At 69.3% G+C, this 18,620-nt stretch carries 15 protein-coding genes; 14 read left to right on the forward strand and 1 reads right to left on the reverse strand.

What is annotated here, in order from left to right; genetic code table 11:
• The first annotated feature begins 224 nt into the window (after positions 1–224).
• The 14 genes from K0817_RS02620 (at position 225) to K0817_RS02685 (ending at position 17,995) form a co-directional block, all read left to right on the forward strand.
• Entirely contained in the window at positions 225–1,475 is a 1,251-nt protein-coding gene (locus K0817_RS02620; RefSeq protein ID WP_219979806.1) for an ABC transporter substrate-binding protein, read from the forward strand.
• On the forward strand, positions 1,472–2,422 hold the full coding sequence (locus K0817_RS02625; RefSeq protein ID WP_219979807.1) for a carbohydrate ABC transporter permease: 951 nt from the start codon (positions 1,472–1,474) through the stop codon (positions 2,420–2,422). Before K0817_RS02620 ends, K0817_RS02625 begins: the two co-directional genes overlap by 4 nt.
• Positions 2,419–3,342, forward strand: a complete 924-nt coding sequence (locus K0817_RS02630) for a carbohydrate ABC transporter permease (RefSeq protein WP_219979808.1) — start codon at positions 2,419–2,421, stop codon at positions 3,340–3,342. Before K0817_RS02625 ends, K0817_RS02630 begins: the two co-directional genes overlap by 4 nt.
• Before the next feature lie 28 nt (positions 3,343–3,370).
• Positions 3,371–5,254 carry a glycoside hydrolase family 3 protein gene (locus tag K0817_RS02635; RefSeq protein ID WP_219979809.1) on the forward strand — a complete coding sequence of 628 codons (1,884 nt, stop codon included), beginning with the start codon at positions 3,371–3,373 and terminating at the stop codon, positions 5,252–5,254.
• Between the two features lie 12 nt (positions 5,255–5,266).
• On the forward strand, positions 5,267–8,287 hold the full coding sequence (locus K0817_RS02640; protein WP_219979810.1) for a glycoside hydrolase family 38 C-terminal domain-containing protein: 3,021 nt from the start codon (positions 5,267–5,269) through the stop codon (positions 8,285–8,287).
• A gap of 227 nt (positions 8,288–8,514) precedes the next feature.
• On the forward strand, positions 8,515–9,432 hold the full coding sequence (locus K0817_RS02645; RefSeq protein WP_253735149.1) for an NAD(P)-dependent oxidoreductase: 918 nt from the start codon (positions 8,515–8,517) through the stop codon (positions 9,430–9,432).
• Positions 9,425–10,465: a D-alanine--(R)-lactate ligase gene (gene vanA, locus K0817_RS02650; protein ID WP_219979811.1), complete on the forward strand. Its 1,041-nt coding sequence runs from the start codon at positions 9,425–9,427 to the stop codon at positions 10,463–10,465. Before K0817_RS02645 ends, vanA begins: the two co-directional genes overlap by 8 nt.
• Positions 10,462–11,088 carry a D-Ala-D-Ala dipeptidase VanX gene (gene vanX / locus K0817_RS02655; RefSeq protein WP_219979812.1) on the forward strand — a complete coding sequence of 209 codons (627 nt, stop codon included), beginning with the start codon at positions 10,462–10,464 and terminating at the stop codon, positions 11,086–11,088. Before vanA ends, vanX begins: the two co-directional genes overlap by 4 nt.
• A complete protein-coding gene (murF, locus tag K0817_RS02660; protein ID WP_219979813.1) occupies positions 11,085–12,428 on the forward strand; it encodes a UDP-N-acetylmuramoyl-tripeptide--D-alanyl-D-alanine ligase in 1,344 nt (447 codons plus the stop codon). The genes vanX and murF overlap by 4 nt, the downstream gene beginning before the upstream one ends.
• Positions 12,429–12,548: 120 nt before the next feature.
• Positions 12,549–13,532 carry a sugar phosphate isomerase/epimerase gene (locus K0817_RS02665; RefSeq protein ID WP_219979814.1) on the forward strand — a complete coding sequence of 328 codons (984 nt, stop codon included), beginning with the start codon at positions 12,549–12,551 and terminating at the stop codon, positions 13,530–13,532.
• A complete protein-coding gene (locus K0817_RS02670) occupies positions 13,529–15,256 on the forward strand; it encodes a dihydroxyacetone kinase family protein (RefSeq protein ID WP_219979815.1) in 1,728 nt (575 codons plus the stop codon). The genes K0817_RS02665 and K0817_RS02670 overlap by 4 nt, the downstream gene beginning before the upstream one ends.
• Positions 15,253–15,762, forward strand: a complete 510-nt coding sequence (locus tag K0817_RS02675) for a ribose-5-phosphate isomerase (RefSeq protein WP_219979816.1) — start codon at positions 15,253–15,255, stop codon at positions 15,760–15,762. The genes K0817_RS02670 and K0817_RS02675 overlap by 4 nt, the downstream gene beginning before the upstream one ends.
• Positions 15,759–16,724: a 3-hydroxyacyl-CoA dehydrogenase family protein gene (locus K0817_RS02680; RefSeq protein WP_219979817.1), complete on the forward strand. Its 966-nt coding sequence runs from the start codon at positions 15,759–15,761 to the stop codon at positions 16,722–16,724. Before K0817_RS02675 ends, K0817_RS02680 begins: the two co-directional genes overlap by 4 nt.
• Positions 16,721–17,995, forward strand: a complete 1,275-nt coding sequence (locus tag K0817_RS02685) for a D-arabinono-1,4-lactone oxidase (protein ID WP_219979818.1) — start codon at positions 16,721–16,723, stop codon at positions 17,993–17,995. The genes K0817_RS02680 and K0817_RS02685 overlap by 4 nt, the downstream gene beginning before the upstream one ends.
• A 1-nt stretch (position 17,996) precedes the next feature.
• On the opposite strand, the gene K0817_RS02690 is transcribed toward K0817_RS02685, so the two are convergent.
• Positions 17,997–18,596 carry a dihydrofolate reductase family protein gene (locus tag K0817_RS02690; protein WP_219979819.1) on the reverse strand — a complete coding sequence of 200 codons (600 nt, stop codon included), beginning with the start codon at positions 18,594–18,596 and terminating at the stop codon, positions 17,997–17,999.
• Positions 18,597–18,620 lie beyond the last annotated feature (24 nt).

Consider the following 18,620-nt stretch of genomic DNA (forward strand, 5'->3'; position numbering starts at 1 on the left):
GACGCACGACGCGGTGTGACCGGCCCTTCCGGCTCCGCCTTCGTCGGCGGCTCCGCGACCGCAACAGGCGGTCGCGTCCGAACGGAGGAATCATGCACCAGCGCACCCGGGGCGCCCTCGCAGCAATTGTCGCGGTCCCGCTGCTCGCAGGCACTGCGGCCTGCAGCAGCGGATCGAACGATGCCCCACCCTCAGCCCAAGACGAGAAGGTCACCATCTCGATCATGGGAAAGCCGCCAGCCACCAACACGGCAGCGGTCGAGCTCTTCGAGCGGCAGGTCGCCGCGTTCGAAGAAGCCAACCCGAACATCACCATCGAGGCGTCCGACGTCCCGTGGGACGCGAAGACGTTCGCGACGAGACTCGCCGGAGGCAGCGCGCCCACGCTCCTTCGCGTTCCCCTCACCGAGCCGCCGGCGTTGATCGAGCGCGGCCAGGTCGCCGACATCGCCGACGCGGCGGCCGAGCTCGAGAGCTTCGACGACCTCAACCCGCGAGTCATGCAGTTTCTCGAGCGCGACGGCGCGGTCTACGGCATCCCCGAGAAGAGCTATGCGTTCGGCCTCGTCTACAACAGGGATCTGTTCGAGCAGGCGGGACTCGATCCCGACAGCCCGCCCGAGACGTGGGACGAGGTGCGCGAATACGCGGCGCAGATCGCCGAGACCACGGGCAAGACCGGCTTCGGCGAGATCACGACCAACAACAGTGGCGGGTGGCATCTCACCGGATACGACTACACGTTCGGTGGCCGGATCATCGAGCAGGATTCGAACGGAGAGTGGAGCGCCGCGTTCAACGACGACGCTGCGCGTGAGGTGCTCGAGCTGTGGAAGGCGATGCGCTGGGAGGACGACTCCCTGGGCGACAACGTGCTCGGCAAGCAGGAGGACCTCGTCGCCGAATTCACCGCCGGCAATGTCGGCATGTGGGTGAGCGCTCCGCCCGACGTCTACCCGAACTACATTGCGGCCGGGGGCGACCCGGAGGCGTTCGGAGCCGGTCCGATGCCGCAGGGTGGGGCGGACGCGACGCTCGCGGGGGCCACAGTGCTCATGGTGAACGCCGCCGCGACCGAGGCGGAGAAGGAAGCCGCGGTCAAATGGATCGATTGGCGAGCGCTCCGGCCGAATTACGACCTCGAGGTCGCGGCAGAGACGGCGGAGGCCTCGGCAGCCGATGGTTTGCCGGTGGGCGTCCCCGTGTTGCCGATCTTCAGCGATGAGGCCTACGCCGAGTATCGTGATGCGATCGCTGAGTACGTCAATGTCCCGGTGGAGAACTTCGACCCGTACGTCGAGTCGCTCGGTGCCCTCGAGTACGTGCCAGAGCCCGAGGTGGCATCCCAGGAGATCTATGCGGCGCTGGACCCCGTCGTCCAGGCGATCCTGACCGACCCCAACGCCGACATCGAGACGCTTCTCGCCGATGCCGAGACCCGCGTGAACGCGATCCTGGCCCAGTACGCCTCATGACGATCGCCCCCGAGCGCCTGAGCGGCACGGTCGACCGTGCCGCTCAGGCCGTGGGCTCGGTGCGCAGGCGCAATCCGCAACGGCGCCGCGCCGCGATCGCCGCGCTGCTGTTCCTCATCCCGGCGTTGGTCACCTTCGGCTACTTCGCGTGGTGGCCGATCCTCCAGAGCGCGGCCCTCGCGTTCCAGCAGACGAACCTCATCGAGCCTGCCCAATGGGTGGGGCTGCGCAACTTCGAGATCCTCTTGGCGGATCCGCTCCTCCCGAAGGCCGCACTGAACACCCTGTGGTTCACGGTCCTGTCGCTTGCGATCGGCCTGCCCGTGCCGCTGGTCTGCGCAGTCCTCATGTCAGAACTTCGCCGCGGGGGCACACTTGCACGCGTCCTGGCTTACCTGCCCGTCGTCGTTCCCCCGGTCGTCGCCGTGCTCTTGTGGAAGGTCTTCTTCAGCCCCGGAGAGACCGGAGTCGTCAACTCCCTCCTGGCTCTGGTCGGGATCGGTCCGCTCCCCTGGCTTCAGTCCCCCGAGCTGGCGATGCCCAGCTTGGTGATCGTCGCCACGTGGTCCGGCGCGGGCACGGCGATCCTCATCTACCTCGCGGCCCTCGCTGGTGTCAGCACAGAGCTGTATGAGGCGGCCGAACTCGACGGCGCATCGGTATGGCAACGCGTGCGCTACATCACGCTCCCGCAGATGCGCGGCATCATCCTGGTGCTCCTTCTCCTGCAGATCATCGGCGCGATACAGGTGTTCACCGAGCCCTACGTGATGACCGACGGTGGGCCCGCGAACGCTACGGTGACGATCCTCTTGATGATCTACCGCTACGCCTTCCTGTTCGGCAATTACGGCGTCGCGACCGCGCTCAGCGTCTTGCTCGCGATCGTCCTCATCATCGTCTCCGCCGTGTACTTGCGGCTGACCCGTTCCTGGAGCTCCCGATGACGGCGCCCGCGCCCGCGCGCGCCAGGTGGCGGCCCGAGCGCCGCGCACACGAGCGCGGTCTCCTCTCGTCCTTCGACTGGCGGCGTCCCAGGATCTTCGTCGGATGGCGGGCGATGCACGTCGCCCTCTTCGCCGGCCTCGTCGCGTTCGGCGCGATCCCGATCGTCTGGATGGTGCGCGCCGCGATATCGACGACCACCGATCTGGTGCAGCGCCCTCTCAGCCTCATCCCCGAACCCGCGCGCTGGGAGAACATCCCGACCGCCTGGGACCTGCTCGATATCGGTCACTACCTGATGAACACCGTCGTGCTCGTCGGTGGCTCGTGGGTGGTCCAGCTGACCGTGTCGGCGACGGCCGGTTTCGCGCTCGCCGTCATCCGCCCCTGGTACGGCCGGTTCGTGTACGGCGCGTTCCTCGTGACCCTGTTCGTTCCTGCAACGGTGACCCTCATCGCGCTCTATCTGACGGTGCTCGATCTGCCCCTGCTCGGAATCGGACTCACCGACACGCCATGGGCGGTGTGGCTCCCGGCCGGGGCGAACGCCTTCACGATCCTCCTGGTGAAGCAGTTCTTCGAAGAGATCCCGCGCGATCTGTTCGAGGCCGCCCAGCTGGACGGGGCCGGTTGGTGGACGATCTTCTGGCGGATTGTGCTTCCCATGTCGCGACCGATCCTCGCGGTCGTGTCTCTGCTGTCGATCATGACGGCGTGGAAGGAATTCCTCTGGCCGCTGATCGTGCTGACCGACCCAGCCACACAGCCGCTGGCCGTGGCACTGCCCCGCCTGGCACAGGCGACAGATCCGGCCTACCTCATCGCAGGCATGCTCATCGCCAGCATCCCGCCGATCCTCATCTTCCTCATCTTCCAGCGATCGATCGTGCGGGGAATCGGCTTCACCGGCCTCAAGGGCTGATCTGCCCGACCCGAAAGGAACTCGCACCGTGCACGCACGTCTTCCGTCCGATCCGCCCACCGACCTCGTCTGGCGTGACCTCAACGGCAATGGGCGGCTCGATCCGTACGAGGATCCTCGCCTCGATCCCGTCGAGCGCGCGAGCGACCTGCTCCCGCGTCTGAGCCTCGAGGAGAAGGTGGGGCTCATGTTCCACACGGTGATCGAAGCCGGGCCCGAGGGTACCCTCCTGGAGACGCCGGGCGCGCTGAGCAAGTCGCCGACGAGCGCGGTCGTGCTCGGCAAACGGATGAACCACTTCAATGTGCATGCTCTCGGTCGCGCACGGGACGCGGCGCGCTGGGCCAACGCGCTGCAGCGGCTCGCCGCCGAGACTCCGCACGGAATCCCGGTCACCATCAGCTCCGACCCCCGCCACGGATTCTTCGAGAACGAGGGGGCGTCGTTCGCGGCCGGTTCGTTCTCGCAGTGGCCGGAGCCGCTGGGACTGGCGGCGCTGGGGGACGACGACATCCGTGAGTTCGCCGACATCGCACGCCGCGAATACCGGGCCGTGGGAATCCGGATGGCCCTTCACCCCCAGGTCGACCTCGCCACCGAACCGCGATGGGGCCGCCAGCTTCACACCTTCGGATCCGACCCCGGGCGCACTTCGCGTGCGCTCACCGCGTACATCGCCGGCCTCCAGGGTTCCGCTGTCGGGCCGGAGTCGGTCGCATGCGTCACCAAGCACTTTCCAGGGGCGGGGCCCCAGCAGGATGGCGAAGACGCGCACTTCCCTTATGGGCGCGAGCAGGTCTATCCCGGAGGCGCATTCGACGTGCACCTCGAGCCGTTCCGCAGCGCTATCGATGCGGGAACCGCCGGGATGATGCCGTACTACGGGATGCCGGTCGGACTGGAGCGCAACGGCATCCCGATCGAATCCGTGGGGTTCGGCTACAACCGGCAGATCGTGACCGGACTTCTCCGCGAGGAGCTGGGGTTCGATGGCGTGGTCGTCACCGACTGGGAGCTCGTCAACGACAACGTCGCCCAGGGGCAGGTGCTCCCGGCCAAGGCGTGGGGTGTCGAGCACCTCAGCCCGCAAGAGCGGCTCCTCATGGTGCTCGAGGCGGGCTGCGATCAGTTCGGGGGAGAGGAGTGCGTCGATCTGCTGATCGATCTCGTGCGCTCGGGCAGAGTGAGCGAGTCGCGTATCGACGCGTCGGCGCGGCGCCTGCTCGAACTCAAGTTCCGGCTCGGCCTCTTCGACGACCCGTTCGTCGACGAGGAGGCCGCCGACGACATCGTGGGTCGCGCCGACTTCCGCGCGGCGGGGCTCCGCGCGCAGGCTGCGGCCATCACGGTCCTCCAGGACGCCGGACGCAACGGTGCTCCGCTTCTTCCGTTCGCACCATCACGCCACCGTCGGGTGTACGTCGAGGGGATGGACCCGGCCGAGGCCGAGGCGCTGGGAACGGTGGTCGATACGCCCGAGGAAGCCGACCTGGCCCTGGTACGCATCGCCGCCCCGTATGACCCGCGCGACGACCTGCTCTTCGAGTCTCGCTTCCGCCAGGGCTCGCTGGAATTTCGTCCGGGACTCGTCGCTCGCCTTGCCCGCCTCGCCGACGGCATTCCGCTGGTGCTCGACGTCGCGCTGGATCGTCCTGCGATCCTCACCCCGCTGGTTCCGGTGGCGTCGGTGCTGCTCGCCACTTTCGGGTCGAGCGATGCGGCACTGGTCGCAGCGCTCACCGGCCGCATGACGCCCCGGGGGAACCTGCCGTTCGAGATCCCGCGCTCGATGGAGGCGGTGCGTGGATCGCGAGAGGACGTTCCCAACGACACCGCAGACCCGCTTTTTCCGGTCGGCTTCTCGGTGGCCGCTGGTTCTGACAGGCCGACGGCGACCGTGTTCGCGCGCTGACGGGGGAACGCGATGCACTCCGATCCCCGGCGCGTTCGAGACCGCCTGACCCGATTCGTCGAGGAGAGCCTCCGCGACGCGGTGCAGCTGCGCACCGCCGAACTCGACATCTCCGGCTGGGCCGTGCCCGGCGAGCCGGTCCGCTTCGATGATGCCCGCCGACAGGCATTCGAGCCCTTCGCCGTCGGCACGTGCTGGGGGAAGCCCTGGGGCACGCACTGGCTGCGCGTGCGCGGGACGGTTCCCGCCGACTGGATTCTCGACTCCCGCCGGCGCGCCGAGATCGCGATAGATCTCGGGTTCGACCGGACCGCCCCGGGCTTCCAAGCAGAAGCACTCGCGTTCCGCTCCGACGGGACGATCATCAAAGGCGTCTCTCCTCGCAATTCCCACGTGCCTGTCGATGCCGGTGGCTCGATCGACGTCTTCCTCGAGCTGGCGGCGAACCCCCGGATCCAGCCCGAGTCCCACTGGGTGACGACGGGTCTCGGCGACAAGGCCACTGCCGGTGAGGAAGAGCTCTACCGGCTTCGGCGACTCGAGCTCGTGCTCATCGACCGGGAGATCTGGGAACTGCTCCAGGACATCGATGTCGTGCGCGGCCTCGCCGAACAGCTTCCCAGCGAGAACCCCCGCACCGCACAGCTGTGGGCGGCGCTGGACCGGATGCTGGATGCCGCCGATCCGGACGCGGTCGCGGCGACCGCAACCTCAGCCCGGGCAGCTCTCGCGCCGGTTCTCGCAGCCCGTTCGGCACCGAGCGCCCACACCCTCGTCGCGACAGGTCACGCGCACATCGACTCGGCGTGGCTGTGGCCGGTACGAGAGACGGTGCGCAAGACCGCCCGCACCTTCTCCAATGTCGTCGCGCTGATGGACGAGCATCCCGACTTCCGCTTCGCCTGTTCGTCTGCGCAGCAGCTCGCGTGGATCAAGGAGAGTCACCCCGATCTGTTCGCGCGCATCCGCGAGAAGGTTGCTTCCGGTCAGTTCGTGCCCGTGGGCGGGCAGTGGGTCGAGCCCGATACGAACATGCCCGGTGGTGAGTCGACCGTGCGTCAGCTCGTGCACGGCAAGCGGTTCTTCCTGCAGGAGTTCGGCGTCGAGACGACCGAGGTGTGGCTCCCTGACACGTTCGGGTACAGCGCATCCCTGCCGCAGCTCATCCGGCTCTCAGGCTCGGACTGGTTCATGACTCAGAAGATCTCGTGGAATCAGACGAACGCCATGCCCCACCACACGTTCTGGTGGGAGGGCATCGACGGCACGCGGGTCTTCACGCATTTCCCGCCGATCGAAACCTACAACGCTGAACTGTCGCCGGCCGAGTTGGCGCACGCGCAGCGGACCTACCGCGACCACGGAGCAGGGACCGTCTCGCTCGCTCCTTTCGGGTGGGGCGACGGGGGCGGAGGTCCGACGCGCGAGATGATCGCGGCCGCGCACCGCCAAGCCGACCTCGATGGGTCTCCCCGGGTGCGACTCGGCACGCCGCGCGAGTTCTACGATCGGGCACGCACCGAGCGCGACAACGACCTGCCGGTGTGGTCGGGAGAGATGTACCTCGAGCTGCACCGTGGAACCCTCACCAGCCAGCTGCGCACCAAGCAGGGGAATCGTCGGGTGGAGCGGCTTCTGCGCGAGGCGGAGCTCTGGGCGACGACTGCCGCCATCACCGCGGACCACCCGTATCCGTACGACGCGCTCGAGCGGATCTGGCAGCGGACGCTTCTGCTGCAGTTTCACGACATCCTCCCTGGCAGCTCCATCTCGTGGGTGCACCGCGAGGCGGAAGCGGACTACGAACGGCTGAGCGAAGAGCTCGATCGGATCGTCGGCGAGGCGCTGCGTGCGGTCGCCGGCGACGGCCCGCGGCGCCTTCTGGCGAACTCGGCGCCGGTCGCGCTCGCAGGAGTGGCAGCAGGTGCCCTCGGCGAGGCGCCGTCACGCAATCCTCCCCCCGCGACGATCCATCCCGAGGCCGGGGGCTGGGTGCTGGACAACGGGGAGGTGCGTGTCGTCGTGGACGCGGATGGACTCCTCCGCTCCGTCCGCGGCGCGTCCGGCCGCGACGCCATCGCCCCCGGCGAACGCGCCGCCCTGCTGCGCCTTCACCGCGACGTGCCCGACAAATGGGATGCGTGGGACATCGACCGGCACTATCGCCACTCCGCCGTCGACCTCGCCACCGTCGAGCGCATCACGGCGTCCGTCCGCGACGGGGTCGCCGTGGTCGAGGCCACCCGGCGGTTCGGAGCGTCCGTCGCCGTGGAGACGATCGCGCTGGCGCCGGGCGAGGCGGCCGTCGACATCACACTCGACGTGGAATGGCGTGAACGGCACAAGCTGCTCAAGCTCGTCTTCCCCTTGGACGTGCACGCCGACCGGTCGACGTCCGAGATCCAGTTCGGCCACCTCGATCGCCCCACTCACGCCAACACGTCCTGGGACGAGGCTCGATTCGAGTTCGTGGCACATCGCTGGCTGCGCGTCGCCGAGGAGGGCTACGGGGTGGCCATCGCGAACGACTCGACGTTCGGACACTCCGTCTCGCGCGACACTCGCTCCGATGGCGGCACGACGACCTGGGTGGGACTGTCTGTGCTGCGCGCACCCACGTTCCCCGACCCGCAGTCCGATCAGGGGCGGCACACGCTCCGCTTCGCGCTCCGACCGGAGGCGTCACTCGCGGACGCGGCCGCGGAGGGGCATCGATTGGACCGCTCACTCCGCGAGGCCGTCGGCGGGCGTGCTATCACGCCTCTGGTGCGGTCAGCCGACCCAGCCGTGCGAATCGAGACGATCAAGCTGGCCGAGGATCGCAGCGGAGACCTCGTCGTGCGACTGTACGAATCGAGCGGGGGGCGCCGCTCGACCGTCGTGGCCACCGATGCCGTCGTCGAACACGTGCAGGTCGTGGATCTCCTCGAGCGACCTCTCGTGGGCGCGGCGCCGATCGACGGGCAACCGGATCGGGTGACGCTCACCCTGCGACCCTTTCAGGTCGTCACCCTCCGGTACCGGCGCCCGTAGCTCGACGCGAAATATCGCCCGCATATCGGAAAGCGCATACGGGGTGACAACGGCCCGCTGTCTTGACTGAACGCATGGTCGTTCCCCCTACCGCGCGAACCGGCAGCTTCGGGATGCCGCCGCCCTCGTTCCTCGTCGGATCCGCTCGTCCCGGGCATGGGTCCGGCGCCGGGCGTCCGACCGCCAGTCTCGAAGTCACCGCCTTCGGGTGCGACGTGGACGAGGCGATGCTGCTCCGGGAGGTGGCACCGAGGCTCGACGTCACACCTGTCATCACCGGGGCCGCGGTCTCAGAGGCGACGATCGAACTCGCCGTGGGCAGCCGCTGCATCAGCGTCGGGCACAAGAGCGACATCACGGCATCGCACCTGACGGCGCTGCGCCGCGCCGGTGTGGAGTACATCTCCACACGCAGCATCGGCTACGACCACATCGACGTGGCCGCGGCCGAGAGCCTCGGCATCCGCGTCGAGAACGTGGCGTACTCGCCCGCAAGCGTCGCGGACTACACGCTCATGCTGATGCTCATGGCGGTGCGGCACGCCGCTTCCGTCCTGCGCCGCGTCGCCGCGCACGACTTCCGGCTGCCCGAGACGCGCGGTCGCGAACTCGGCGACCTCACCGTCGGAGTGATCGGAACGGGGCGGATCGGCGCGGCCGTCATCGATCGACTGCGCGGATTCGGATGCCGCATCCTCGCGCACGATCAGCGGCAGACGAACCCAGGCCAGGACGTGCCGCTCGACCAGCTGCTGCGCGAGAGCGACATCGTGACGTTGCACACCCCACTCACACGCGAGACACATCACCTCCTGGATGGGCAGCGGATCGGCCAGCTCAAGTCCGGCGCCGTCGTCGTCAACACCGCGCGCGGCCCCCTCATCGACACCGATGCGCTGATTCGGGCGCTGGAGGCGGGCCGCGTCGGCGGTGCCGCGCTGGACGTCGTCGAAGGAGAGGAGGGCGTCTTCTATGCGGATCATCGCGGCCGGCCCGTCGAGAGCGAGCGGCTGCGGCGCCTGCAGATGCTGCCGAACGTGATCATCAGCCCCCACTCCGCGTATTTCACCGAGCGAGCGCTGCGCGACATGGTCGAGAACTCGCTCAGCAACTGCCTGCGATTTGAAGGGAGACACCATGGCTAGAACCCGGATCGGCGTGCTGTTCGGCGGTCGATCGGAGGAGCATCCGATCTCGCTGAAGTCCGCACGCGAGGTGGCGGCGCACCTGGACCTCGAGAAGTACGAGCCGTTCTACGTCGGCATCACCCCGGAGGGCGCCTGGCGGCTGTGCGACGATCCCGGCGACGGCTGGGACTCGGGCTCGTCGCGTCCTGTGGTGCTCTCGCCGGATCCCGGGACCCGGGGGCTTCTCGTCCTGGGGGACGAGGGTTACCAGGCGATCGGGCTGGACGTGGTGCTGCCGGTGCTGCACGGCAGGTTCGGTGAGGACGGCGCGATCCAGGGCCTGCTCGAGCTCTCGGGCATTCCGTACGTCGGCTGTGGCATCCAGTCCTCCGCCGTGTGCATGGACAAGTCGCTCGCGTATGTCGTCGCGCGCGCCGCGGGGATCGCCACGCCCGACTTCTGGGTGCTCTCGCGGGGGGAGGACATCGATCCGCGGGCGATCCGCTATCCCGTCTTCGTCAAGCCCGCTCGCTCCGGGTCGTCGTTCGGTGTCAGCAAAGTCACCGGTCCCGAGGGATTCGACGCGGCGGTGGCCGCGGCACGTCGATACGACGAGAAGGTGCTGATCGAAGCCGCGGTGGTGGGCAGCGAGGTGGGGTGCGCGGTCATGGGGAGCGGCCGCGAGCTGACCGTCGGCGAGGTCGACCGCATCGCGCTGTCGGGCGGGTTCTTCCGCATCCATCAGGAGAGCGCTCCCGAGACGGGCTCCGAGAACTCGACGCCGATCGTGCCGGCCGACATCCCCGCTCCCTCACGGCGGTTGGTGCAGGCCACCGCCGAGGCGATCTACCGGGCGCTGGGGTGCAGCGGGATCGCCCGGGTCGACCTGTTCCTGACCGAAGAGGGCGCCGTCATCCTCAACGAAGTCAACACGATGCCGGGTATGACCTCGTACAGCCGGTACCCGCGCATGATGGCCGCCGCTGGCATCCCGCTTTCCGAGCTCATCGACCGACTCGCGACCGAGGCGATGGAGGGGGCTCGGCGATGAACCGCGACTTCGCCTTCGTCGATGAGGTGGTGCCCGGCATCCGTTGGGATGCGAAGTACGCCACGTGGGACAACTTCACCGGCCGGCCCGTGGACGGCTACTCGGCCAACCGCATCGTCGGTACCCGCTCGCTCTGCGAGGCGCTCCGCGTCGCGCGGGAGCATGCCGCCCAGCTCGGATTCGGCCTGCTGCTGTGGGACGGCTATCGTCCCCAGCGGGCCGTCGACAGCTTCACGCGCTGGGCGCAGCGGCCCGAGGACGGCCGCACCAAGTCGCGTCACTACCCGAACCTCGACAGGGATGCGATCTTCGAGAGGGGCTATGTCGCGACGAAGTCCGGGCACAGTCGTGGCAGCACGGTCGACCTGACGCTCTTTCACCTCGACACCGGCGACCTGGCTGCCATGGGCGGTGGCCACGACCTGATGGATCCCGTCTCGCACCACGATGCGCGAGGGCTCACGCGCCTCGAGACGGGCAACCGGAGGCGGCTGCGTGCCGCGATGGAGGCATCCGGATTCGTTTCTTACGACACCGAGTGGTGGCACTACACGCTGTGCGATGAGCCGTATCCCGACACCTACTTCGACTTTCCGATCGCGCAGCCGGGGATGCGTTCATGATTCCCCTCAGCCTCGCCGAGATCGCGCAGATCGTCGGCGGCCGGGTCGAGGGCGATGTGGCAGTGACGGTGACGGCGCCGGCGGTGCTCGACGGCCGACGCGCGGAGACCGGGGGGCTCTTCGTCGCGTTCGCGGGCGAGCACGCCGATGGGCACGACTTCGCGGAGCAGGCGGAGCGAGCCGGCGCCGTCGCCGTCCTGGGCACGCGCCGCACGACCTTGCCCACGGTCGTCGCGGGCGACTCGGCGCGAGCCCTGCAGTCGCTCGCCACGCACGTCGTCGCGGGGCTGCGCCCGGAGATGACGGTGATCGGGATCACCGGCTCGCAAGGCAAGACGAGCACGAAAGACCTCACCGCGGCGGTGCTCGGCTCGCTCGCTCCGACGGTGGCGACACTCGGAAACTTCAACAATGCGCTCGGGGTGCCGATCACCATGCTGCGCGCCCAGCCGCACACGCGCTTCCTCGTGCTCGAGATGGGTGCGCGTCGGGTCGGAGACATCGCGACGCTGACCGGCATGGTCGCCCCGGACGTCGCCATCGTGCTGAACGTGGGCAAGGCTCACCTGGGTGAGTTCGGATCGCGGTCGGCTATCGCGCGGGGCAAGGCAGAGCTGGTACGAGGGCTCGTGCCCGGCGGCACGGCGATCCTCAACGCCGACGATGCGCGCGTGCGGGCGATGCGCGCGCTCACCGACGGGCCGGTGCTCACGTTCGGTCGGGCCGAGGATGCCGACGTGCGTGTGCAGCACGTCACGCTGGACCGTCTGGGTCGTCCGGAATTCGCCCTGCGAACAGCGGATGCCGCGGCCGCGGTCTCCCTGCCGCTCGTCGGCGCGCACCAGGCGTTGAACGCGGCAGCCGCGGCCGCCGCCGGTCTGGTGCACGGGGTTCCGCTCGAACAGGCTGCCGCCGCACTCGCGGCCGCGGCCGACTCGGGGCAGCGGCTCGAGGTGAAAGAGCTGGAGAACGGCGCGACCCTGCTCGACGACTCGTACAACTCGAGCCCGGGCTCGGTGCGCTCGTCGATCGACGCGCTGGTCTCGATCAACGGCGGGCGGCGCATCGCCGTGCTCGGCGAGATTCTCGAACTGGGCGACCACAGCGAGTCCGAACACCGCTCCGCGGGTGCGTACGCCGCCGCCCGGGCCGACATCGTGGTGGGTGTCGGCGAGAACGTGCGCCCGCTCGCCGACGCCGCCGGCGAACGGGGTGTCGCCGTGCCCGACAACGCGGCCGCGGTCGACTGGCTGCGCGCCAACCTCTCGCCGAGAGACGTCGTGCTGGTCAAAGGCTCGCGCGGGGCGCATCTCGATGAGGTCGTCGCCGCGCTGGAGTAGCCCGTTGCGCAACCTGACCGACGGTCTTGGCAACGTTGTACGGCGACGCTACGCTGAAACCGCAATTGTTGTTGACGAGAACAAATATGCGGAAGGTCAAGGATGACACAGGGAGCCCGCATGACCGGCCTGACCGCGCAGAACTGGCCTATCGCCGCCGCGGCCCTTCCGTTCCCGGGTCGCCTGCCCGACGGTCGCAGCGTGACCGATGCCGGGCCCGAGGCGTGGAGCGGCCCGCTGACCGACGTCGCCGACGCCGGCTTCGACCGCATCGACATCACCGACTCCTGGCTGCGCGTCGGAGACCTGAGCGCTGAGCGCCTGACCGACCTGACCTCTCTGGCCGCCGAGACGGGCGTGGTGCCCACCTCGGTCTCGGCCATCCGGTGCAGCGTGATCGACCACGCCGACGGCGAGGCGAACCTCGCCTACAGCCACCGGACGCTGGATGCCGCGGCCGCGCTGGGCATCGAGACGGTGTCGTTCGGTCTGCACCAGGCGCTGACCCCCGCGCAGCAGGAGCAGCTGTGGTTCTGGACCGTCGAAGGACACCACGACGACCCGGCGGACTGGGATCTCGCGGTCGGCCGGCTGCAGGAGCTGGGCCGTCACGCGGCCGAGCTCGGCATCCTGGTGTCGCTCGAGATGTACGAAGACACCTTCCTGGGCACCGGGGATTCCGCGGTGCGGCTCGTGGAGGACATCGGCATGGAAAACGTCGGGCTCAACCCCGACATCGGGAATCTGGTGCGGCTGCACCGGCCCATCGAGCCGTGGTGGGAGCTGGTCGAGAAGACCGTCCCGTACGCGAACTTCTGGCACGTCAAGAACTACGCGCGCGATGAAGACACCGCGCGTGGCGCGTACTTCGCGGTGCCGGCACCTATGCAATACGGCCTGATCGACTACCGCCGAGCCTTCGCGTACGCGATCGAACACGGGTTCCAGGGCGTGATCTGCGTGGAGCACTATGGCGGCGACGGGCTGAGCGTGTGCGCCGACAACCGCGACTACCTGCGCCGGCACGTGCTGCCCAAGCGCCAGGGCTACTCGCTGGGTACAAGCAGGGTGCGTCAGCCGCGCCAGGACGGCGGTGCCGCATGACCCGCATCGCGAACGACGCCGCGGACTTCGTGCCGCAGGCCCTCGCCGGATTCGTCGCCGCCCACGGCGAGCTCGTGCGCGCTGTCGACGGCGGCGTCGTGAGGACGAATCCGGCCCCTCGTGGATCGGTCGCCGTCGTGATCGGTGGCGGTTCCGGCCACTACCCGGCCTTCGCCGGGGTGGTGGGTGCCGGCATGGCGTCCGGGGCGGTCTGCGGCAACATCTTCACGTCGCCGTCGGCGGGGCAGGCGTATCGCGTCGCCAAGGCGGCGCATCGCGGCGGCGGGGTGCTGTACAGCTTCGGCAACTACGCCGGCGACGTGCTGCATTTCGGCGAGGCCCAGGAACGGCTGCGCGAAGAGGGCATCGACGCGCGCACTGTGCTGTGCACCGACGACATCGCCAGCGCGCCCCTCGACGAGATCGACAAGCGCCGCGGCATCGCGGGCGACTTCACCGTCTTCAAGATCGCGGGCGCCGCCGCCGAACGGGGCGACTCGATCGATGAGGTCGAGCGGCTCGCGCGCCTGGCGAACCATCGCACGCGCACCCTCGGGGTGGCGTTCGGCGGATGCACCTTCCCCGGGGCTGACGAGCCGCTGTTCACGGTGCCCGAGGGGATGATGTCGATCGGGCTCGGCATCCACGGCGAGCCCGGCATCCGTGATGTGCCGCGCACGAGTTCGGCCGACCTCGCCCAGACCCTCGTCGACGAGCTGCTCGGCGATGTGCCCGAGAACCGGGGTGATCGCGTGGCGGTGATCGTCAACGGGCTGGGCACCGTGAAGTACGAGGAGCTCTTCGTGCTCTTCGGGGACGTCGCGGCCCGGCTCGACGGCGCCGGAATCACCGTCGTGCAGCCCGAGGTGGGCGAGTTGGTGACGAGTCTGGACATGGCCGGGACATCCGTCACCTTCTTCTGGCTCGATGACGAACTCGAGCCGTTGTGGGCTGCTCCCGCGTACACGCCGGCGTATCGCAAGGGTGCCGTGCAGATCGCACGTGCCGATGGCGCTGAAGATCTCGAGGACGAGATCGAGGCGCCGACCGACATCCCCCCGGCGTCGGAGTGGTCTCAGCGCGCCGCGGGCGCGGCGCTGACGCACCTCGACGTCGTCCGTGCGACGATCCATGAACACGAGACAGAGCTCGGCCGCATCGACGCGATCGCGGGGGACGGCGACCACGGGGTCGGCATGCGCACCGGCATCGACGCCGCGACGGATGCCGCAGACCCGGCGCTCGGACTCTCGGGCATGCTCGCCGCCGCCGGCGACGCGTGGAGCGAGAAAGCGGGCGGCACGTCCGGGGCGCTGTGGGGTGCGATGCTGCGCGCGATCGGGCGCGCACTCGATCACGACGATGCCGACCCGCGCGCGACCGCAGTCGAGGCCGCTCGCGCCGCGCTCGAGGCCGTCACCTCACGGGGCGGCGCCCGAGTCGGCGACAAGACGATGGTCGACGCGCTCGACCCGTACGTGGAAGCGCTCGCCGAACGCCTCGACGCCGGCGCCGAGATCGGCGACGCGCTCGCCGCCGCGGCGCAGGCGGCGACCGACGCCGCGGCGGCCACCTCGACGCTGCGCCCCGCGCTCGGGAGGGCCCGGCCGCTCGCTGAGAAGAGCCTGGGGCACCCCGACGCCGGCGCCACCTCGCTGGCGCTGATCGCGACCGCGATCGCCGAGGCATCCTCATCACGTCCCACCCGAGAGGAAGAGCGATGACCGAGCCCCTGCGGATCGTCGTCGGAAGCGACGACGCCGGCTACGAGTACAAGTCGGCCCTGAAAGCCCTGCTGGAGGCCGATCCTCGGGTCGCCTCAGTGGCGGATGTCGGGGTCGGCGGCGATGAGCACACCGACTACCCGCATGTCGCGGTGGAAGCCGCGCGGCGCGTCGCCGGGGGCGACGCGGACCGTGCGCTGCTCATCTGCGGCACCGGGCTCGGCGTGGCGATCTCGGCGAACAAGGTGCCGGGCGTCCGTGCCGTGACCGCGCACGACAGCTACTCGGTGGAGCGTTCGGTGATGAGCAACAACGCGCAGGTGCTCACCATGGGCCAGCGCGTCATCGGTCTCGAGCTGGCCAAGCGCCTGGTGTCGGAGTGGCTCGGCTACCGGTTCGACCCGACATCCGCCTCGGCGGCGAAGGTGGCGGCCATCGACTCCTACGACCAAGGCGGCCAAGCCGACCAGCACCCCGATCACAACACCGCGGAGGCACGCTCATGACCCGGATCGCCGTCGTCGGCAGTGGCTACATGGGTGGCGGGATGGCACAGGTGTTCGCGCTGGGCGGCCACGACGTCGTCATCTCGGACGTCACCGCCGAGATCGCCGCATCGAACCTGGAGCGGATCCGCACCGAGACCGAGCAGTTCGAGCAGCAAGGACTCTTCGCGGCCGGCGCGACGGCCGTCATCGCCGAGCGGATCACCGCCGCGCAGAGCATCGAGGACGCCGTCGTCGATGCCGAGTTCATCGAGGAGGCGGTGCCCGAGCGCATCGAGATCAAGCACGAGACGCTGCGGCGCATCTCGCGGGCGAATCCGGCCGCGGTCATCGGCAGCAACACCTCGACGATCTCGATCGCGAAGCTCGCCGAGGCCGTCGAGCACCCGGAGCGGTTTCTCGGCGTGCACTTCTCCAACCCCGCCCCGTTCGTGCCCGGCGTGGAGCTCATCCCGCACCCGACCACCGCCGAGAGCGCGATCGTCGCGGCCGAAGCGCTGATCGTCGGAAGCGGCAAGATCGGCGCCCGCGTGAAGGATGCGACCGGATTCGTGCTGAACCGGCTGCAGTACGCGCTCTTCCACGAGGCGACCCAGCTCGTCGACGAGGGCGTCGCGACCCCGGAGGACATCGACGCGATCGTCCGTTCGACGTTCGGATTCCGCCTGCCGTTCTTCGGTCCCTTCGCGATCGCCGACATGGCCGGGCTCGACGTCTACGCCTTCTGCTACGCGTCACTGCAGAGCGACTTTCCCGAGCGCTTCGCGACGCCGGCCATCCTCGCCGAGCGCATCGAGCGCGGCGAGCTGGGAACCAAGACGGGGGCCGGATTCCGCGCCATCGAGCCGGAACGCATTCCGGAGCTGGTGGCGTATCGCAACCGCGCGTACGCCAAGATGAAGGAGCTGCTGGACGAGCTCGGCCCCTCGCCGTTCGACGAGCCGGCGGGGAAGGTGCGGTGAGCGTGGCGACAGGGACGATCGGGGAGCGCAACTGGGCATCGAACCTCGTCTACGGATCCGAGCGCATCCTGGCCCCGCGTTCGATCGAAGAGCTTGCGGATGCGGTCCGCTCCGCGTCACGCGTGAAGGCCCTGGGCAGTCGTCACTGCTTCAACACGATCGCCGACACCGACGGCGTGCACATCGTCACTCGTGAGCTGCCGGCCGAAGTGGCGGTCGACAGCGAGCGCCGCGTCGTGCGGGTGGCGGCGGGCCTGCGGTACGGGGATGTCGCGCCCCGGCTCGACTCCGAAGGATGGGCGCTCGCGAACCTCGCTTCACTGCCGCACATCTCGCTCGCCGGAGCGGTGGCCACGGGCACTCACGGGTCGGGCGACGCCGTGGCGTCCCTGGCGGCATCCGTCGCCGCGGTCGAGCTCGTGACGGCCGACGGCCAGACCCGCCGCTTCGCGCGGGGCGAGGCGGACTTCGACGGGGTCGTGGTCTCACTCGGGGCGCTCGGCGTCGTGACCGCCCTCGAGCTCGACATCGTGCCCACCTTCGACATCGCGCAGACCGTCTACGAGCGGCTGCCGCTGGACGCCGTGCTCGACGACCTCGACGCCGTCACGGGCCTCGGCTACAGCGTCTCGATGTTCCACACGTGGCGCGATCCCGCCGTCGTCGACCAGCTGTGGGTGAAGCGACGAGCGGATGCCGCCGGCACCGCGCCTGCCGAGGTGCTGGGCTCCGCGCGGTCGGCTGTGAAGCGGCATCCGCTTCCCGACGTCTCGGCGGCGAGCTGCACCGATCAGCTCGGCGAGCCCGGCCCGTGGTTCGCGCGCCTGCCGCACTTCAAGCTCGAGTTCACGCCGTCCAACGGCGACGAGCTGCAGTCGGAGTATCTCGTGCCGCGACGCAACGCGGTGGCGGCCATCTCGGCCCTGCGAGAGCTCGCCCCGCGCGTCGCCCCGCTGCTGCAGGTGTGCGAGCTGCGCACGGTCGCGCGGGACGATCTGTGGCTGTCACCGGCGTCCGAGACCGATGTGCTGGGCCTTCACTTCACCTGGAAGCCGGACCAGCCGGGCGTCGAAGCGCTGCTGCCCACGATCGAGGCCGCCCTCGCGCCGCTCGAGGCTCGCCCGCACTGGGGCAAGCTGTTCACGCTCGAGGGGGCCGACCAGCGGATGCCGCAGCTCTATCCCCGCTGGAACGACTTCGCCGCCCTGCGCGACCGCCTCGACCCGCGCGGAGTCTTCCGCAACGACTTCCTGGCCCGGCTCGGACTGTGATTCAGGGTCGCACGGGCCGGTAGACCATATGGGTCACGCGTGACGTCGGCCGCACCGAGACGCGTTCGAGCGACTGCGGCGGGACGCCGTCGAACACGCGCTCGCCGGCGCCGAGGATGCACGGCGTGACGTGCAGCCTCAGCTCGTCGATCATTCCGGCGGCGAGGTACTCGTTCACGGTCGTCGGTCCGCCGGCGATGGAGATGTTCCGGTCGCCGGCGGCGGCCCGGGCCTGGTCCATCGCGGAGTGGATGCCGTCGGTGACGAAGTGGAAGGTCGTGCCGCCCTCCATCTCGATCGGGTCATGCGCGAAGTGCGTGAGCACGAACACCGGCCCGTGGTAGGGCGGGTTAGGACCCCACCAGCCGCGCCAGTCGCGGTCCCACTCGCCGCGCACGGGGCCGAACATGTTGCGGCCCATGATGGTCGCACCCGAGGCGACGATCGCGTCGACTTCGGCCCTGTTCTCGTCGTACGCCTCGAACATCCAGCCGTGCAGCCAGTTCTCGTCGATGTCGCCGAACGGCGCCTCTTCGCGCTGGTTGAGTCCGGTCGCGAAGCCGTCGGCCGAGACGGCGAGATCGCTGAAAACGATGCCCATGATGTGCTCCTTTGAACTGGTTGT

Origin of the sequence: Microbacterium sp. HD4P20, from assembly GCF_019449275.2 — a bacterium.
In the GTDB taxonomy this organism is placed as follows: Bacteria; Actinomycetota; Actinomycetes; order Actinomycetales; family Microbacteriaceae; genus Microbacterium.